The sequence below is a fragment of the Acinetobacter boissieri genome (genome assembly GCF_900096955.1).
GTDB lineage: Bacteria > Pseudomonadota > Gammaproteobacteria > Pseudomonadales > Moraxellaceae > Acinetobacter > Acinetobacter boissieri.
The window spans coordinates 154,331-171,750 of the sequence record NZ_FMYL01000006.1 but is presented as its reverse complement, the minus strand read 5'-3'; the positions used below and the strand labels follow the sequence as shown (position 1 = coordinate 171,750).

Annotated in this window: 16 protein-coding genes; 4 read left to right on the top strand and 12 right to left on the bottom strand. The window is 39.2% G+C overall.

Translation table 11 applies throughout. The features are described 5' to 3' along the window. Positions 1–13 precede the first annotated feature (13 nt). On the top strand, positions 14–619 hold the full coding sequence (locus BLS38_RS07775) for a hypothetical protein (protein ID WP_092748310.1): 606 nt from the start codon (positions 14–16) through the stop codon (positions 617–619). A 4-nt stretch (positions 620–623) separates the two neighbouring features. Here the strand turns inward: BLS38_RS07775 and BLS38_RS07770 are convergent, their stop codons facing one another. From BLS38_RS07770 to glnK, 6 genes are all read right to left on the bottom strand, one after another. Continuing rightward, positions 624–1,283, bottom strand: coding sequence for a riboflavin synthase (locus tag BLS38_RS07770; RefSeq protein ID WP_092748308.1), 660 nt, complete (start codon positions 1,281–1,283; stop codon positions 624–626). 16 nt (positions 1,284–1,299) lie between these two features. Further along, a complete protein-coding gene (locus BLS38_RS07765; RefSeq protein ID WP_092748306.1) occupies positions 1,300–2,604 on the bottom strand; it encodes a DNA adenine methylase in 1,305 nt (434 codons plus the stop codon). Next, positions 2,601–3,692, bottom strand: coding sequence for a bifunctional diaminohydroxyphosphoribosylaminopyrimidine deaminase/5-amino-6-(5-phosphoribosylamino)uracil reductase RibD (gene ribD / locus BLS38_RS07760; protein ID WP_092748304.1), 1,092 nt, complete (start codon positions 3,690–3,692; stop codon positions 2,601–2,603). The genes BLS38_RS07765 and ribD overlap by 4 nt, the downstream gene beginning before the upstream one ends. Continuing rightward, positions 3,689–4,159: a transcriptional regulator NrdR gene (gene nrdR / locus BLS38_RS07755; RefSeq protein ID WP_092748302.1), complete on the bottom strand. Its 471-nt coding sequence runs from the start codon at positions 4,157–4,159 to the stop codon at positions 3,689–3,691. Before nrdR ends, ribD begins: the two co-directional genes overlap by 4 nt. A gap of 122 nt (positions 4,160–4,281) precedes the next feature. Continuing rightward, on the bottom strand, positions 4,282–5,664 hold the full coding sequence (locus tag BLS38_RS07750; RefSeq protein WP_092748300.1) for an ammonium transporter: 1,383 nt from the start codon (positions 5,662–5,664) through the stop codon (positions 4,282–4,284). Between the two features lie 59 nt (positions 5,665–5,723). Then, positions 5,724–6,062 (bottom strand): P-II family nitrogen regulator, encoded by a 339-nt coding sequence (gene glnK, locus BLS38_RS07745; protein ID WP_092748298.1) that lies wholly within the window; start codon positions 6,060–6,062, stop codon positions 5,724–5,726. 395 nt (positions 6,063–6,457) lie between these two features. Here glnK and BLS38_RS07740 point away from each other — a divergent pair, with 395 nt between their 5' ends. Continuing rightward, positions 6,458–7,945: a YifB family Mg chelatase-like AAA ATPase gene (locus BLS38_RS07740; protein ID WP_092748296.1), complete on the top strand. Its 1,488-nt coding sequence runs from the start codon at positions 6,458–6,460 to the stop codon at positions 7,943–7,945. A 32-nt stretch (positions 7,946–7,977) separates the two neighbouring features. On the opposite strand, the gene BLS38_RS07735 is transcribed toward BLS38_RS07740, so the two are convergent. Beyond that, positions 7,978–8,760, bottom strand: coding sequence for a TorF family putative porin (locus tag BLS38_RS07735; RefSeq protein WP_171258553.1), 783 nt, complete (start codon positions 8,758–8,760; stop codon positions 7,978–7,980). Between the two features lie 304 nt (positions 8,761–9,064). Between BLS38_RS07735 and BLS38_RS07730 the strand changes: the two genes are divergently transcribed. Continuing rightward, on the top strand, positions 9,065–10,336 hold the full coding sequence (locus BLS38_RS07730; protein WP_092748294.1) for an OprD family outer membrane porin: 1,272 nt from the start codon (positions 9,065–9,067) through the stop codon (positions 10,334–10,336). Positions 10,337–10,404: 68 nt separating this feature from the next. On the opposite strand, the gene ppa is transcribed toward BLS38_RS07730, so the two are convergent. Together ppa and BLS38_RS07720 are read right to left on the bottom strand one after the other, a co-directional pair. Then, positions 10,405–10,929, bottom strand: coding sequence for an inorganic diphosphatase (gene ppa, locus BLS38_RS07725; RefSeq protein ID WP_092748292.1), 525 nt, complete (start codon positions 10,927–10,929; stop codon positions 10,405–10,407). 236 nt (positions 10,930–11,165) lie between these two features. After that, positions 11,166–11,564: an MAPEG family protein gene (locus BLS38_RS07720; protein WP_092748290.1), complete on the bottom strand. Its 399-nt coding sequence runs from the start codon at positions 11,562–11,564 to the stop codon at positions 11,166–11,168. 101 nt (positions 11,565–11,665) lie between these two features. Between BLS38_RS07720 and BLS38_RS07715 the strand changes: the two genes are divergently transcribed. After that, entirely contained in the window at positions 11,666–12,052 is a 387-nt protein-coding gene (locus BLS38_RS07715; RefSeq protein WP_092748288.1) for a hypothetical protein, read from the top strand. Between the two features lie 35 nt (positions 12,053–12,087). Here the strand turns inward: BLS38_RS07715 and BLS38_RS07710 are convergent, their stop codons facing one another. The 3 genes from BLS38_RS07710 to BLS38_RS07700 all read right to left on the bottom strand — a co-directional run bounded on the left by BLS38_RS07710 (position 12,088) and on the right by BLS38_RS07700 (position 17,375). Then, the gene (locus tag BLS38_RS07710; protein WP_092748286.1) at positions 12,088–13,758 is read right to left on the bottom strand and encodes an AMP-binding protein; all 1,671 of its coding nucleotides are present in this window, start codon (positions 13,756–13,758) and stop codon (positions 12,088–12,090) included. Between the two features lie 83 nt (positions 13,759–13,841). Then, entirely contained in the window at positions 13,842–16,061 is a 2,220-nt protein-coding gene (parC, locus tag BLS38_RS07705) for a DNA topoisomerase IV subunit A (protein WP_092748284.1), read from the bottom strand. Between the two features lie 111 nt (positions 16,062–16,172). Next, a complete protein-coding gene (locus BLS38_RS07700; RefSeq protein ID WP_092748282.1) occupies positions 16,173–17,375 on the bottom strand; it encodes an MFS transporter in 1,203 nt (400 codons plus the stop codon). Positions 17,376–17,420 lie beyond the last annotated feature (45 nt).

Sequence of the window (17,420 nt, the reverse complement as noted above, 5' to 3'; positions counted from 1 at the left end):
TGGAGTAAATCACATGACTTTAAACGTTGGAGAACAATTCACAACGCGTTGGCTTAACACCCCAAATGCTGTACGGGCGACCTATATTGCGGACCTTGAGCGTATTTGTGAATTACTACAACCAAACAGTCAACTTGATGTATGGCAAAAATACAATGATCAAGCACAGCAACAGTCTGAACAATCCATTTATGACACATATGCAACATTAAAAGCAGAGCGCTTAGAAAAAGCCAAACAACAAGAACAGTACAGAAGAGAACAAGCTTTAACACAACAGCGCCAACAAGAGCAAGAACAACAAGCATCATTCATTGCAGATGAAAATCAGCAATATCTTCACCGTGCACAGCACTTAGACCAGCTTAAAAATGAACTTATAGCGCAGACACAACAATATGCCAGTCGAGGTATAAGTACGCTTAAAAAAAGCAACAAAAAAGAGCAACAAGCGCTTGAAAGTATGAGTATCTTATTGGAACTCGAAGCAGAAGAACTCGCAAATAAACTCAAGCAAGTGGTAAATGAATTTACGCAAAACTTGCATCAGGCCACACAAGATGAAATTAAATTGTCATTGGCACAAATGACCGAAGCCAGTCCTGCCAAAAACAAATAGTCGACTATCTTAAAAAGCCATTATTCGCTAAAAATTCCATACTAATATTTGAAGTTGGAGCACTCTCTGCTGCGCGATCACCAAGTAATAAACGCTCGATATACCGTGCCAAAATATCGACCTCTAAGTTTACTTTTGCACCAACAACCCATGAAGAAATATTAGTACGTTCAGCTGTATGTGGAATCAAATTTAAACTTAATACACAACCATTTAAATGATTAATCGTTAAGCTGATACCATCAACAGTCACCGAGCCTTTTTCTGCCAAATATTTAGCAATCTCTTTTGGGGCTGTGACTTCAAAATATAATGAACGTGCATCGTGACGTATTGCAGTAATTTCACCCACAACATCGACATGACCACTGACAATATGTCCACCAAAACGTGTGGTTGGAAGCATGGCTTTTTCCACATTTACTACCTGCCCCATTTGCCAGTGTGCCAATGTGGTTCGATTCAAACTTTCATTAGATACATCAGCTGCATACCAATCTTTACCCCAAGCTACGACCGTTAAACAAATGCCATTGGTCGCAATTGAGTCACCGAGGTGAACATCTGCTAAATCTAAATCTGTTTGAATGGTAATACGTACATCACCTGCGATATTTTGTAGGCTTTTAACTCGCCCAACTCGCTCAACAATACCTGTAAACATAAATTTTCCTTCAACGCTACCACAGCGCAAGTTGTGAACTAACCCCAGAGGTATCAACACCACCCAGTTCAGCATAATGATACAGCTGTGCCAAAAGTTGACGTAGTGGAGGCCCTGATTTGGCATGTGTATCTGTAATCACAATAAACTCAAGTACACGTGCACGCTCAGACTGACGTTGCTTACTCACACGGTAGCGTGGTACATCTTGCGTGAGTAAAGTCACTTTACCTCGTGCCAAATTGGCTTTGAGCAAATCTGTGGCTGAAATATTGCCATCTGTAGAATAGCTGGTCAAAATAAAACGTGCATTTACTGTTTCTAGCAATTTTTCGTAAGCATCTTTTGCATATTTCGAAGAGTTGTAAAGGCTGGGCCGTTCTTTACGCCATGCACGATCAATTCCGCTCTTAAAGCCCTTGGTATCTGGTGAAGGTAAATCTAATTGATCCCATAGAGTGAGTGAATTTAACACATGGTAGTTACTACTATATGCATGCTGATTATATGGTGGGTCTAAATATGCCACGTCTACTTCAAAATGACTCATTTGATTGGCTAAGTGCTGCGCATCTACACACCACATTTCTGCCATAGGCTGTTTTAAGTCACCTTTATCAGAAAAACGACTGGGTGTTAGCCACAGCAAAGATTCAATACGTTCTAAAGCAGTTTGTGTTTTGCCACCCCAGCCATGATGAAAGCTTTTAAATACACCACTGGTATTACTCACAAAACTGGCCGAATACAACAGAGGTGCCAACAATGCACTCATTTCTACATCATCAATTGCACCTTCAGATTGCCAAATCGCAATCTGCTGACGAATTGCATCAATCCGCATGCCATTTCTACGTTTAAAAAATAAACGATCTTTAGCAGGGTCATATTCTTCATCATTACGTGGGCATAAATTATGTGTGACCCAACCTTTGGCTAAAGGTAATCGGTTTAAATAATCAATGGCTTTTTGATAACCCCCAAGCTGTTTAAACTCAGGTGCGACAGTATTGGCCAACACCGCATGATTGAGTGCATGACTATAAGGCTCCCAGTCATTGGCAATTACCCGATAGCCATTTTGACGAGCCAAGCGAGATACCACCCCACTGCCTGCAAAAAAGTCTGCAAAAATAGGGGCACGTTTTTGCTGATAATCAGGATTAAGCGTGCCTGTCATTTCAAGGGCTTCTAAAATTAAATGCAATAAACGGCGTTTATTGCCCAAGTAAGGCACGAGCTGATGAAATAAATATTCATCTGTTGTACGTGCTGCATGCTTACGCTTATGGTAAACCGCTTGGGGTTGTTCTGCGCTCATACTGCCCCTGTAACAGGTGTCATGGTCAGGCGTATATCTTGCCCAATTTGGGTCATATCAGTAATGTTGAATCTTTTTTGTGTTGCAAGTAATGCTAACTGTGCTGAAAACATTGGGCGTGCTGTTTGCCCAAGTAAAGTTGGCGCAATATAGTGAATCAACTCATCAATTAAGCCTTCTTCTAAACATGCTGTCGCAAGTGTTGCTCCTGCTTCAACTAAAACATCATGAATTTGGTATTGTTGGGCCAATAACTGAAATAAAGCACTTAAAGGTTGGGGCTCAATTTGTATCACACCTAAAGCATCAAGTTCTGCACGAAACGGCGTCATAACCATAGTTTGCTCAGGCTGTTGCAAAATTTTTGCATTGAGTGGCAAACGTCCTTGACGGTCTAATACCACTCTTTTGGGCTGTACAATCGTGGATAAATCTACATTTTTAAGTTGTCGTACATTCAGTTGGCAATCATCGGCTAAAACTGTTTGAATACCTGTTACCACTGCACCAGAAATTGCACGCAAATGCTGTACATCTTGGCGTGCCTCAGCTCCCGTAATCCACTTAGATTCACCCGATGCCATGGCTGTTCGGCCATCTAAGCTAGAAGCAAGTTTTAAACGTACATATGGCAAACCTGTAGCCATTGTCTTTAAAAAGCCAAGGTTTAACATTTTTGCCTGTGCATCACACAGCCCATGTCGAACCTGTATTCCTGCATCTTTAAGTATTGTTATACCCTTACCTGCCACCAATGGATTGGGGTCTAAATTGGCAATCACCACCTCGCTAACCCCTGCTTTCACTAAAGCCAAAGCACATGGTGGTGTTTTACCAAAATGTGCACATGGCTCTAAAGTCACATAAGCTGTTGCACCTTTGGCTTGCTCACCTGCTTCAGCCAATGCAAAGACTTCCGCATGAGGTTGTCCTGCCTTAGGGTGAAAACCTCTGCCGACAATCTTGCCGTCTTTAACAATCACACAGCCTACATTAGGGTTGGGTTTGGTGGCATAACGCGCCTGATGTGCAAGGGCAATAGCCTCTTGCATATATTGTTGTTCTTGTTCAGAAAAAATTGAGTTCATATATTGCCTGTATCTTGTATTTGTTGCATTTGGGCAATATGTTTACGAAAGGCTTCAACATCTTGGAAATCTTGGTATACCGATGCAAAGCGCACATAAGCAACATGATCTAATACAAATAAAGCTTGCATCACAATCTCACCAATACGCAATGATGTGACATCTCGCTCACCCAATCTACGAATTTTTTGTTGAATATCGTTCAGGACGGCTTCTATTTTTTCTTGTGTTACAGGACGTTTCTGCAAAGCATGCATTAAAGACTTTCGTAACTTTATTTCATCGAAAGGCTCATTTTTTTTGTTTGATTTAATCACACGTGGCATGACCATTTCATAGGTTTCAAACGTGGTAAATCGTTCGCCACAGCCTGCACACTCTCTACGCCGCCTCACTTGACTCCCTTCAGCGGCGAGCCGCGAGTCAATGACTTTACTATCTGGAACATTACAAAATGGACAATACATTATAATTTTTCAGTCAATCAGCCATATTTGCTCTAGTGTATCAAAAAACATCGAGATACTAAATGTTGTGTTTAAAATAAAAATAGCCCCTATATAGGAGCTATTTTACAGCAAAACAATGGTTATTCGACACGCTCACCGTGTTGACTCAGATCTAAGCCCATACGCTCGTCATCTGTACTTACACGTAGACCCATCATCACATCAATTACTTTTAAGATCACAAATGTACATACAGCACTATAAGCGATCGTTGCAAGCACACCTTCAGTTTGTACCCAAAGCTGATGCATTAGGTCTGTTGGTGCTTTATCACCCATAATAAATGGACTTGCGAAAACACCTGTTAACAATGCACCGGCTATACCACCCACAGCATGTAAACCAAAGGCATCTAAAGAATCATCTGCTTTCAGTGCACGTTTAAGTGCAGTTGTGCCCCAAAAACATACTACACCACCAATCAGACCCATAACCAGTGAACCACCTACAGTCACATATCCTGCAGCAGGTGTAATCACAACAAGACCTGCAACTGCACCAGAAGCAATACCTAAAACAGATGCTTTGCCTCTTACAAACTTTTCAATCAAGCCCCATGAAATCGCTGCAGCGGCTGCGGCAACTTGAGTTGTAACGAGTGCATAACCTGCAGCACCATTGGCGCCTAAAGCTGAACCACCGTTAAAGCCAAACCAACCCACCCACAGTAAACTTGCACCAATCACTGAAAGGGTTAAATTATGCGGTGCCATTGACTCTTTACCTAAGCCAACACGTTTACCTATAACATAAGATGCTACTAAACCTGCAACACCAGAGTTAATATGAACAACTGTGCCACCTGCAAAATCTAGTGCACCATCTGTACCTAACCAACCGCCACCCCATACCCAGTGGGTAATTGGTGCATAAACAACAATAATCCAAATGGCAATAAATACAACAAATGAACCAAACTTCATTCGCTCTGCAACTGAACCACTAATAATTGCAACTGTAATAATCGCAAAAGTCATTTGAAAAATAACAAATAAAATTTCTGGAATGGTTCCTTGCAATGCATCTAAAGTAATTCCCGAAAGCATGGTTTTACTTAAACCACCAACAAAGGCATTACCTGTATCAAAAGCAAGTGTATATCCAATAACAACCCACACAATACTTACTACAGCCGTTGCAATTAAACTATGTGCCATAGTTGCAAGGACATTTTTCTTACGCACCATACCGCTATAAAATAATGCAAGCCCAGGAATCGTCATCATCAGCACAAGTGCTGTTGAAATGAGCACCCAAGCTGTATCACCTGTATCAAGTTTCGGTTTCGCAGGTGTAGTTGTTGTTGTCGCAGGTGTCGCTGTTGCCGTTGTGGTCACAGGTGCAACTGTGCTGGTGCTAACTGATGTAGATGTTGGCGCAACTGAGCTGGCTTCTTCCGCCCATGTTGCACTACCACCTAACAATGCGCTGGCCAAACCAAGCGCCATTATTATCTTTTTCATGACTCCCCCAAGCTGTATGTTTTGCAAGTTATTCAGCTCTTAGCAATGTTTATGCCAAGCTATACTGCATCTGGCCCTGTTTCACCAGTACGAATACGAATCACTTGCTCAAGGCTCGTGACGAAAATTTTACCATCACCGATTTTACCTGTACTGGCAACACGAGTAATCGATTCAATCACGCTGTCTAACATGTCACTACTAATTGCAATCTCAATTTTAACTTTAGGAAGAAAATCAACAACATACTCTGCACCGCGATAGAGTTCAGTATGCCCCTTTTGACGACCAAAGCCTTTAACCTCAGTCACAGTAATCCCTTGAACCCCAATTTCTGAAAGGGCTTCACGTACATCGTCCAACTTAAATGGTTTTACAATGGCAGTTACGAGCTTCATAGTTTATTTCCTTCGCCTGATTGCTTAGTTATTACATCAATTTATGTTCAAATTTCGTGCCAATAATACAGTATAAACTTTTTAGTTTTGCTTAAAGGGCACTCTTTAATATTGAAATGATTCAATTTATATTAATATACATTTAGACATCTGCTTAAATATCTGTAGATGTATGCTTATTTTTCATACTTTAGACATGACTATAAACTATCAAACATTAAAATATTTGCAGTAATAAGTTAATTTCTATAAAAATGATATACAGATCACACATATTTAATTATTTTCTTTAATATTACGCATATTTTACAGCACAACAATAGTGCATACCATTTGCACCAAAAGTTAACACCATAATTTACCATGTCACAAAAAAGCACTGAAATGGAATAAAAATGTCATTTTCTAAAATATATACCCGTAGTATTTGTGGATTGTCTGCACCACTCATTGAAGTTGAAGTCCATATTAGTCAGGGCTTACCTTCACTCACTATTGTGGGTTTGCCAGAAACAGCCGTTCGAGAAAGTAAAGACCGTGTACGCTCGGCAATTATTAATAGTGGATTCACATTTCCGAGTAAACGATTGACGATTAATTTAGCACCTGCAGATTTACCAAAAGAAGGTACCCGTTTAGATTTACCTATTGCAATTGGTATATTAATTGCTTCCGGACAAATTCCATCGTTACATGCACATCATTATGAATTTGTTGGAGAGTTGGCACTTGATGGTCGATTAAGATCCGTTCGTAGCATACTCACCATCGCAATGGCTTGTGAACATGAACAACGTGCTTTAATTTTACCCACAAAAAATCAGCAATATATACAGCAACTTTCAAGCCTTAAGTGGTTTACAGCCCCAGATTTAAAGTCTGTATGCGACCACCTTTCCAATACTCAACCTCTTGTACAAGGGGAAATGTCTTCGGAGCCATATCATCAAAAACGTACATCAGATTTAAGTGATGTTAAAGGACAATTTGCCGCAAAAAGAGCACTCGAGATTGCAGCAACAGGTGGGCATTCTTTATTATTTAGGGGGCCGCCAGGTACAGGAAAAACGCTTTTATCTTCATGTTTAGCAGGTATTTTACCCTCACTAAATCATAAGCAGATGCTTGAGGTTGCAAATATATATTCTATTGCCAATCAAGAATATATATTAGGTACACGACCATTTCGAGCGCCACACCACACCTGCTCTGCTGTCGCTTTAGTCGGTGGTGGATCACAACCAAAACCCGGTGAAATCACTTTAGCACATCATGGTGTACTGTTCTTAGATGAACTTCCTGAATTTGACCGTAAAGCATTCGAAGTATTAAGACAACCACTTGAAAGTAAAGAGATCACTATATCACGTGCCTCGGGGAAAACTATATTTCCAGCAGATTTTCAATTGATTGCTGCCATGAATCCATGCCCCTGTGGTTATTATTTTAACCAAGATCAACGTTGTCAATGTAGTCTAGATCAAATTAAACGTTATCAAAATCGTATTTCTGGACCTTTACTTGACCGCATAGATTTACATATAGACGTCCCCCCAATCAGTTATCAGGACATGCAAGTATCTCAACAATCTGAAAACTCAGATACAGTACAAAGACGTGTTAATATGGCTTATGAGCGACAGATACAACGCCAAAAAACACAAAATCAATCATTAAAAAACAGTGATTTAGAACAGTATTGCCAATTAGATCAACCATGCCAACGCATGTTATCGCTTGCACAGAAAAAACTGAGCTTATCAGTGAGAGGCTATCATCGTATTTTACGTGTGGCTCGAACAATTGCTGATTTAGATGGTATCGAACATATTCAGAGCAAACATCTATCAGAAGCCTTGTCTTACAGAACGCCTTTTGAATAAAAAGGCGCTCGTTGTAAGCGAACTTTATGGTTTTAGAAAGTTTTAGTTAAACTAAACATCGCACCAGCATCTACTGCACGATTTGCTGCACCTGTATAGCCATCAATGGTCGAACCTACAGCATCTAATTCAGCAGTTAATCCATTTACTGATTTAAATCCGTAGGTTACACCTGCTTTCCAATCTACAAAATTATCATCATTACCATAAATATTTTGGTTTGCTTTAGTATAGCCAACACTCGCTACCCCACCAAAACCCGTATCTGCAAAGGGTGCACTATACGCAAGGTTAAAATTCCAATTACTAACATCATCCCCCATCACATCTGATGTTGCTGTACCGCCATACTTATAACTATAGGAAATGCTTGGCGTAAGTACATCACCTTTAATCATTGCATCCGCAAAACTAATTTTTGCATAAAATTCGGGGTAGTTTAAGTCACTTGCACTTGGGTAATTATAATATGCAACTCCTACATCTAAATTGGGTTTAATTTGGCCTAATGTAATTGGTGTTGTAAAACCCAACGTTGGATCTAATTCCAAATGTGCCGACTTACCATTTGAAAGTGGTAAATCTACACTTGAGGCAAATACATTAAAATATAATCCTGAAGTGTGTGTTAGCGTAAATGTACCTTGCAATGCTGGGTCATTTTCTGTTTGAGACTGACCACGAAAACGATAGTCTGAAGCAAGTGTTGCTGCACCACTAAAAGTCAAGCCATACGCTTGAAGTGCGTTATCTTGCGCCATGACTAGCCCCGAAGCTGCTGTAAGTAATGACACAGTTACAATTTTTTTAATCATGTTGACACTCGTTTATAGTTTAACCACCTGACAAAAATAGCAAATAGTAGACCAACAACACAAGCCTTAAAAAAAATTACACTTTTTCACTCAAATTTAGTAAGTTGGTATAATTTTTGAATATTTAAATCAGGACTATTTGACCAATAACATTGAAAAATACCTGATAAATTGGCAGTTTATATTCTTTAGATGGTAAATAAATTTGCAAATAATGTTTTCTTTGTTATAAATTGTTTAGTCTTTCTGTTACCTTACTGTGTTTCAACTAGCTCAGAACTGTAGTTCATCTTCGGGGATATACATGCCAAAAATACACAAAAAATTAGCACTTGCATTGGTCGTAAACGCGGCACTACTGTCAACAACACTACATGCAAGCGAACAAAGTGAAGCAAAAGGCTTTGTTGAAGATGAAAAAGGGTCTATTTTATTCCGTAATGGTTGGATGTACCGCGATAGAACAGATGGTCGTGCAGATACTAACTCATGGGGACAAACTGCAATTGTCAAAATAGATTCTGGCTATACTCAAGGCCTTGTTGGCTTTGGTGCAGGTCTTATTGGCGACTTTACTTTCAAACTTGGCGAAAATAATAAAGCTGGCAATCAAATGCTGTATGCCAATGGTCAAAAAAGCGACCAGTGGACCCGTGGTGGAGCAAATATTAAAGCACGTATCTCAAATACAACGGTTGTATATGGTACACAATATTTACAACTGCCCGTACTTTCAAGCAGTGATTACCGCTTAACTCCTGAATATTTTACAGGTACATTGGTCACAAGCCGTGAATTTAAAAACCTTGAATTAACATATGGTCACTTTACAAAAGACCAAGACGTAAACCAAATTTCAAGCGATGGTAACCACCTAAAACGTGCCGATGTATGGGGTGCTAGCTATAAATTTACAGATTCTTTGAGTGGTTCATACTTTGGTTCTAAGCTTGAAGATGCTTTAGAACGTAATTTTTTAAACTTAAATTATAAGATGGCTTTAGCAAACAAAGCATCTTTAACACTTGATGCAAGTGGCTATCATACTAAATATGATGCAGGCATCTATAAGTCACTATCTTACCCAACAGGTGCTGCAGACACAGCCAAAAAGAATAATTTTTGGGCAACTTCTGCAACATATAACCAAGGTCCACATACTGGAATGCTAACTTACCAACAAAGCAGTGGTAATGTGGGTTATGACTACGGCATAGCAGGTGATGGTGGTGCAACATTTGCCTTACCTAACTCATACTTCTCTGATTTTAATGGTAATAGTGAAAAATCTATGCAAGCCATGTACTCAATTGACTTAGGTGAATTTGGTGTACCAGGTCTATCTTGGACAACTGCATACCTTTATGGCTGGAATATCAAAGTTGATGGTGAAAGCAAAAAAGGAACTGAGCGCGAGTTATTCAACCAAGTTAAATATACAGTTCAAAATGGCTTTGCGAAAGGTTTGAGCGTTAAACTCCGTAATTCAACTTACCGTACCAACGATGCGTACAGATCTTATATAGGTAACGGAAGTGATTGGCGTGGCTTCATTGAATATACTGTGAACTTCTAAGCTCAAATTACAGTATCTTTAAGTAAAAAAAACCTACACATTGTGTAGGTTTTTTTATACCACTAGAATTATTTAGCTGCTTCAATCGCTTTTAATATTTCAGCTTTTGCAACATCTGCACCTTCCCAGCCAGAAATTTTCACCCACTTACCAGGCTCTAAATCTTTATAGTGTGCAAAGAAATGTTCAATTTGGCTAATCAATAACTGAGGTAGATCTGTATATTCTTGTACATCTTTATACAAAGGTGACAGTTTCTCATGCGGTACAGCAATCAATTTTGCATCAATACCACCATCATCTTCCATTTTCAGTTTACCAACTGGACGGCAACGAATCACTGAACCCGGTGCAACTGGGTGTGGTGTTACAACCAATACATCTAATGGGTCACCATCTTCAGACAATGTATTTGGTACATAACCGTAGTTTGCAGGGTAAAACATAGCTGTACCCATAAAACGGTCTACAAATAAAGCATCTGAATCTTTATCAATTTCATACTTGATTGGCGCAGCATTTGCAGGAATTTCAATAATGACATAAATATCATTTGGCGCATCTTTACCTGGTGGGATATTGTTATAGCTCATTTCAATACTCTATATGACTGTCAAATGGATTACGTCATAAATTATACATTTTACCACCATGATTTTTAACTGCTTTTCCAAAATTCATGTGGATATACACAATGGTATGACGTAGCTCTCGCCATACTATAGCCGATAAATCTAGTTTTTTCTGTACCTAAACTGATGATAGATGAGTAATATGACACTATCTTGACAAAATTTGTTTAACTAAAATGATACTGATCATGGCAGTTTTAGTTTAAACGAATCACCAAAACTAAAAGTAAAATTGGGCAGGCCATAGAAAGAAACCATACGATAGAACGCAATTTGCTCCAGTTGGCCAAATAGCAAACGCCATAAGCAATACGAAGAAGAATATACATCGAACCTAATTTATAAATAAAATATTGATTCACCACCATATACTCTGCCATTAATATGGCGGCAATAAATAATGGAAGGCTTTCAAAACTATTTTTCTGTACTGCATTTGCTCGTGCGGCCAAACCTGTCGTTTGCGCAAGAAAATCTCTAGGGTTCTGATTATCTTTAAATTTAAAGCCACCTACCACTTTTGCAATTACTGTAAATACATACGGTAGTAAACAAGCAATCAGAATAATATAAACCACTGCACTGATGCTTTGCATTATATTGTCATCTCAATCAAATTTATCTGTTATGCGTTATCATATCATGGCTTTTTAATGATTTTTTCGGTTAAATATAGCAATTTGTATATGGAAAAAATATGTCTAAACAAAATCAAGATGAGCTACTGCATGCTTTAGCACAGCAAAATAATGCTCAGAAAAAACTAGATCGTATTTTATATATTGTCTTACCCATTATGGCTTTTTTAATTAGTATGATTTGTGCCAATTTAAATTGGCAATCTACTGTAGCGACTTTTGTGGTACTCACTATTGCTCTACTTGCTGTAGGTATTAAACGTATACCGCTACTATTAAGCATGTTACTGGTACTTTTTTATTGTTTACTCGATAACCTCTTGAGCTATGGCGAATTTAAAGCCACACCATTTAAAATGCAAACAGGAACCATGCTGAGCTTTATGGTCATTATTTATTTTGCTCGACCTCGCCTTGATCAACTCATGCGCAATAGCCAAGCATAAAAAAGACCGAATATATCGGTCTTTTTAGCTCTCTTTTATTTTCTAAGTTCTTTACGCAAAATTTTGCCTACGGGGGACTTAGGTAATTCATCAATAAATTCTACATAGCGCGGGCGTTTATAGCCCGTTAAATTACTTTTAGCATATGCCAAAATTTCTTCTGTGGTGAGTGATGGATCTTTTTTCACCACAAATAGTTTTGGTGCTTCACCTGATTTTTCATCAGGTACGCCAATGACTGCAACTTCGAGTACTTTTGGATGATGTGATACCACTTCTTCAATTTCATTTGGATACACATTAAAACCTGACACCAATATCATGTCTTTTTTACGATCTACAATTTTAATATAACCCTTTTCATCCATAACCCCAATGTCACCTGTACGGAAAAAGCCATCTTTCGTCATCACTTGTTCAGTTTCTTCAGGACGTTTCCAATAGCCTTTCATGACTTGTGGACCTTTAATGGAAATTTCGCCCTGCTCACCTAAAGCAACTTCTTTTCCATCATCATCTAATAATGCAACATCGGTAGTCGGTAATGGTATGCCAATTGTGCCTGTAAATTCTTCAGAAACAGGGGGATTGAAGATCACTGCAGGAGAGGTTTCTGATAAACCATATCCTTCATGAATAATAATACCTGTATATTTTTTCCATTCTGCCGCTGTTGCAGGCAGTACAGGCATTCCCCCACCCACTGCAATTTGCATTTGGCTATGGTTAAGTTGTTTAAATTCTTCATTATGAATCAGTGCATTAAACAATGTATTGACTGCAGGAAAGAGCGTAGGCTTAAATTTACCAATTTCTTTCACAAGCGCAGGTAAATCTCTTGGGTTAGGAATCAATAAATTGGTTGCACCTTGGTACAGCGCATAAAGTTCACATAAGGTAAAGGCAAAAATATGATACAACGGCAACGCTGCTAAAAAGCGGTATTCAACATGCGGCAGTGTTCTAAATTTACTGTCAAACAAGTTACTGATTTGTAGCATATTGGCAACAAGGTTACGATGCGTGAGCTCCGCACCCTTAGAAACCCCTGTTGTGCCACCTGTATATTGTAATAAAGCGGTATCTGCTAAATTCAGCGATGGGCGTTTATACTGGCTAGGGTTAAACTGACTTTGTGCATCGTTAAATGAAACTGCACCCGGTATATTCCATTTCGGGATTTGTTTACGAACTTTACGTAAAACAAAGTTCACGACATTGCCTTTAATAAAGCCAAGCATGTCGCCCACTGTTGCCACAACCACGTGCTTAACAGGTGTTTTACCAATAATTTTTTCGTATACCGACGCAAAATTTTCAATAATAACAAGGGTATCTACATCGGCATCATTAAGTTGATGCTCTAGCTCACGTGCAGTATAAAGTGGATTAACATTCACTAATACGCAGCCTGCACGTAACACACCTAGACTAACCACAGGGTATTGCAAAACATTCGGCATCATAATCGCAACACGATCACCTTGTTTCAGACCAATCCCTTGTAAATAACACGCAAACTTACGACTTTCTTCTTCAAGCTCTGCATAAGAAATGGCTTTATCCATAAAGATAAAAGCGTCTCGTGAGCCATATTTTTGAAAGCTACTTTCAAAGAGATCGAGCAATGAGGTATTTTCTGGAGGCAATTTAATCTCATTTTGAATCCCCGTCTTATCAAACTCACTAAACCATCTCTTTTCCATAATTTTACTCACCTCAATTCCAAATACATGCGTTGCTGTCTGACAGTTTATTGCTTAATGTGTTTATTTTTACCATGATAACATCAGGCTAAACAGAGTAACTGATGCGCTTTTTGGTAGCCTCTTGGTAAAATATGGCCCTTACTTGCACGCTTGGCAACATATTTCTGTAAATCATCGCCTTTCAGTTTGAGTCTTTGTTGCCCTGCAGTTACCTCTAGCGTATCTGACAATGCTACAAGTTGTACTGCAACAATGGTATCTTGCACATCTAAAGCCATTAACTTATTGCCTTTACCTTTATTTAGCATTGGCAATTCTGCTAAATCGACAACTAATAAACGCCCTGCCGAACTTAAAAGTGCCAAATGAGTCTGTTGCTGTACAACTTGAAGTGGGAAAATCTCAGCATTTTCAGGTCGTGTTAAAAATGCCTTTCCTGCTTTTGCATTGGTATCTAAGGCTTGCGCTTTGGTATTAAAACCAAAACCTGCCGAGCTTAGCACTACGAGCGCTTGCGTATCATCTGCAATGAGTAGTTGCTTAAAACGTACCCCTTGAGCAGGAGATAAACGAGATGTCAGTGGTTCACCTAAGCCGCGAGCAGAAGGCAGTGTCGATATATTTAATGCATAACTTCGTCCACTGTCGTCAAGGACATAAACTTTTTGATTACTTTTTCCAGAAGCATGGCTTAAATATTGATCGCCTGCTCGATAGTTAAGTTTTTCAGCATCAACATCTGCACCTTTAGCTGACCTTATCCAACCTGCTTGTGACAATACAACAGTTACCGCTTCGGCAGGAATAAAATCTTGCTCTTTTAATTGCACTGCATCTTCACGGGTTACAATTGGAGAACGGCGATCATCACCAAACTTTTTCGCATCAGTCTTAAGTTCATCAATAATAAGGGTTTTAAGTGAGTCAGGGTTTTCTAGTTGCTCACGAATAATGGCTGCACGTGCTGAAAGCTCATCTTGCTCTTGGCGAATTTGTACTTCTTCTAATCTGGCTAAATGACGTAACTTTAACTCTAAGATGGCCTCAGCTTGAATATCATCTAAGTTAAAATGTGCCATCAGAACAGACTTTGGCTTATCTTCTTCACGAATAATTTGAATGACCTTATCTATATCTAAATAGGCAATTAAAAGCCCTGCTAAAATGTGAAGACGTTTTTCAATTTTATTTAAATGATACTGTAAACGGCGTGTCACCGTGTTCTTTCGTATCTCAATCCATTCAAGTAAAATTTGGCGAATAGATTTTACTTGCGGCCGACCATCTGCTCCAATCATGTTTAAATTAACACGATAGCTGCTTTCTAAATCAGTAGTCGCAAACAAATGGCTCATCACCATGTCTGCATCTACACGATTCGAGCGTAAAACAATCACAATACGAGTCGGGTTTTTATGGTCTGATTCATCACGAATATCTGACACCCACGGCAATTTTTTACCCTGCATTTGATCTGCAATTTGCGTAATAACTTTAGAGCCAGACACCTGATAAGGCAATTGCGCAATAACAATTTCATTTTTCTCTAAACTATACGTTGCTCGCATACGGTAACTGCCACGCCCCGTAGATTGTATTTTTAATAGCTCTTCTTTAGGCGTAATAATTTCAGCATAGGTCGGTAAATCTGGCGCAGGAATATATTCTGCAATTTTACTGTCTGTTAAATTGGGGTTACGGATTAAAGCAATTGTGCCTTTAATCACTTCACGCAAGTTATGTGGTGGTACGTCAGTTGCCATACCTACCGCAATTCCTGTTGTACCATTGAGCAAAATATTGGGAACACGGGCAGGCAAATTAATCGGTTCTTTCATTGAACCATCAAAATTGTCTTGCCATTCACACGTCCCCTGCCCCAATTCAGACAGCAATAGCTCACTGTACTGTGAAAGTTTAGCTTCGGTATAACGCATTGCAGCAAACGATTTAGGGTCATCTGGTGAACCCCAGTTGCCTTGTCCCTCTACAAAGGGATAACGATAACTAAACGGCTGTGCCATTAACACCATGGCTTCATAGCAAGCGGAGTCACCATGTGGGTGATATTTACCTAAAACATCACCGACTGTACGTGCAGATTTTTTAGGTTTACCACTATTTTTGAGCCCAAGCTCACTCATAGCGTACACAATACGGCGTTGTACAGGTTTAAGCCCGTCACTAATGTGTGGCAATGCACGATCCATAATCACGTACATTGCATATTTTAAATATGCTTGCTCGGTAAACTCGGCAACTGAACGGTTTTCAGTTGCATGTTGATGCAGGTTAGACATAAGAACAAAGGCCAGTATATTATTTTTAATCTGAGCCTATGCTAGACCGTGCAGTGCATGCGATCAAGTATTTGTTATATTGTCTGTCTTTTTTATCACTTTTGTCTGAAATTATACCGCTTTTGGTGTTTGTTTTCCCTTATGTAGTAAATAGGCCATGAGCAACACTGCAAATACAGTGATTACCCCTGCAACCCCATACACATCTCGTATACCAATTAAAGGAATAAGTAACCCTGCCATTGGGCCAATAAACATCAGGGCAATGTCTAAAAAGGCATTGTACACGCCAAGTGCCGAGCCTCTATTTTTTGCTTCTACTTGTTTTACTGCTTCTACACCTAAAGATGGGAACACCAAAGAGAAACCTGCACCGACTAAAAATGCACCTGTATATACAATACCAATATGCTCTCCGCCCCAAATTAAAAACAGACCCAGTGCTTCGACAACGAAAGACACCATGCTGACTTTAATACCACCAAACTTTGGAATCATCTTACCAAAGATTAGCCGAATAATGACAAAACCCGCACCAAACACACTCAAAGCATATGCAGGATTTGGCCAATGCTGTTCAGCAAAATAAATAGTAATAAACGTAGAAAGTACACCAAAGCCTACTGTTCCGAGTGCCAACGCAACACCAAATACCCACACTCTTGAAGCAACTTTCAAAAAGGCAATTTTAGTATCTACTTTAACTTTAATTTTAGGTTTACGGTAAGCCAATATAAAGCCGACAATAGCGATCAGTAATGTAAATATGGCAAAACCATACGCAGGGATTTTGGAGTCTAAGAACACACCAAGCGGTGCACCGAACGCCATTGCAGAATAAGTCGCCACACCATTCCATGAAATCACACGTGATGTTTCACTTCGATCAACTAAATTCATGCCCCACAAGGTTGCCCCTGTACTGGTAAAGCTTTCACCTGTACCCAAAAACAAACGACTACAAATGAGTAAAACAATACTCACTGTGGGATTAGATAGAAATAAAATCGCTAAAATACCAAAGACACCACTCATGGCACAACATGCTAAACCAATCAGTACAACAGTACGTGCACCTAAAGTATCTGCCAACTGTCCGGCTTTAGGTCTAAATGACAAAGTTGCCACATACTGCACACTAATAACAATTCCTGCAATAAATGAGCTAAAACCAAGCTGTTTATGTACCAATTGTGGCAGTACTGCTAATGGTAGACCAATAGACAGGTAAACCATAAAGGTAAACATCACCACTGAAAGGATGCGTTTATTGAGTTGAAATGGTGATAAGTGGGCAGACGACTTGGTATCCATGCAATAATAAAATATTTCAAGTTTTGAGATGTAACTGATTATAAA

What these genes read in the sequence shown, in the direction of transcription:
- BLS38_RS07750 (WP_092748300.1), bottom strand. Translation starts at nt 5,664, where the DNA reads ATGAAAAAGATAATAATGGCGCTTGGTTTGGCCAGCGCATTGTTAGGT.
- ppa (WP_092748292.1), bottom strand. Translation starts at nt 10,929, where the DNA reads ATGAGCTATAACAATATCCCACCAGGTAAAGATGCGCCAAATGATATT.
- BLS38_RS07740 (WP_092748296.1), top strand. Translation starts at nt 6,458, where the DNA reads ATGTCATTTTCTAAAATATATACCCGTAGTATTTGTGGATTGTCTGCA.
- BLS38_RS07715 (WP_092748288.1), top strand. Translation starts at nt 11,666, where the DNA reads ATGTCTAAACAAAATCAAGATGAGCTACTGCATGCTTTAGCACAGCAA.
- BLS38_RS07735 (WP_171258553.1), bottom strand. Translation starts at nt 8,760, where the DNA reads ATGATTAAAAAAATTGTAACTGTGTCATTACTTACAGCAGCTTCGGGG.
- BLS38_RS07775 (WP_092748310.1), top strand. Translation starts at nt 14, where the DNA reads ATGACTTTAAACGTTGGAGAACAATTCACAACGCGTTGGCTTAACACC.
- parC (WP_092748284.1), bottom strand. Translation starts at nt 16,061, where the DNA reads ATGTCTAACCTGCATCAACATGCAACTGAAAACCGTTCAGTTGCCGAG.
- BLS38_RS07700 (WP_092748282.1), bottom strand. Translation starts at nt 17,375, where the DNA reads ATGGATACCAAGTCGTCTGCCCACTTATCACCATTTCAACTCAATAAA.
- BLS38_RS07710 (WP_092748286.1), bottom strand. Translation starts at nt 13,758, where the DNA reads ATGGAAAAGAGATGGTTTAGTGAGTTTGATAAGACGGGGATTCAAAAT.
- BLS38_RS07770 (WP_092748308.1), bottom strand. Translation starts at nt 1,283, where the DNA reads ATGTTTACAGGTATTGTTGAGCGAGTTGGGCGAGTTAAAAGCCTACAA.
- BLS38_RS07765 (WP_092748306.1), bottom strand. Translation starts at nt 2,604, where the DNA reads ATGAGCGCAGAACAACCCCAAGCGGTTTACCATAAGCGTAAGCATGCA.
- BLS38_RS07730 (WP_092748294.1), top strand. Translation starts at nt 9,065, where the DNA reads ATGCCAAAAATACACAAAAAATTAGCACTTGCATTGGTCGTAAACGCG.
- BLS38_RS07720 (WP_092748290.1), bottom strand. Translation starts at nt 11,564, where the DNA reads ATGCAAAGCATCAGTGCAGTGGTTTATATTATTCTGATTGCTTGTTTA.
- nrdR (WP_092748302.1), bottom strand. Translation starts at nt 4,159, where the DNA reads ATGTATTGTCCATTTTGTAATGTTCCAGATAGTAAAGTCATTGACTCG.
- ribD (WP_092748304.1), bottom strand. Translation starts at nt 3,692, where the DNA reads ATGAACTCAATTTTTTCTGAACAAGAACAACAATATATGCAAGAGGCT.
- glnK (WP_092748298.1), bottom strand. Translation starts at nt 6,062, where the DNA reads ATGAAGCTCGTAACTGCCATTGTAAAACCATTTAAGTTGGACGATGTA.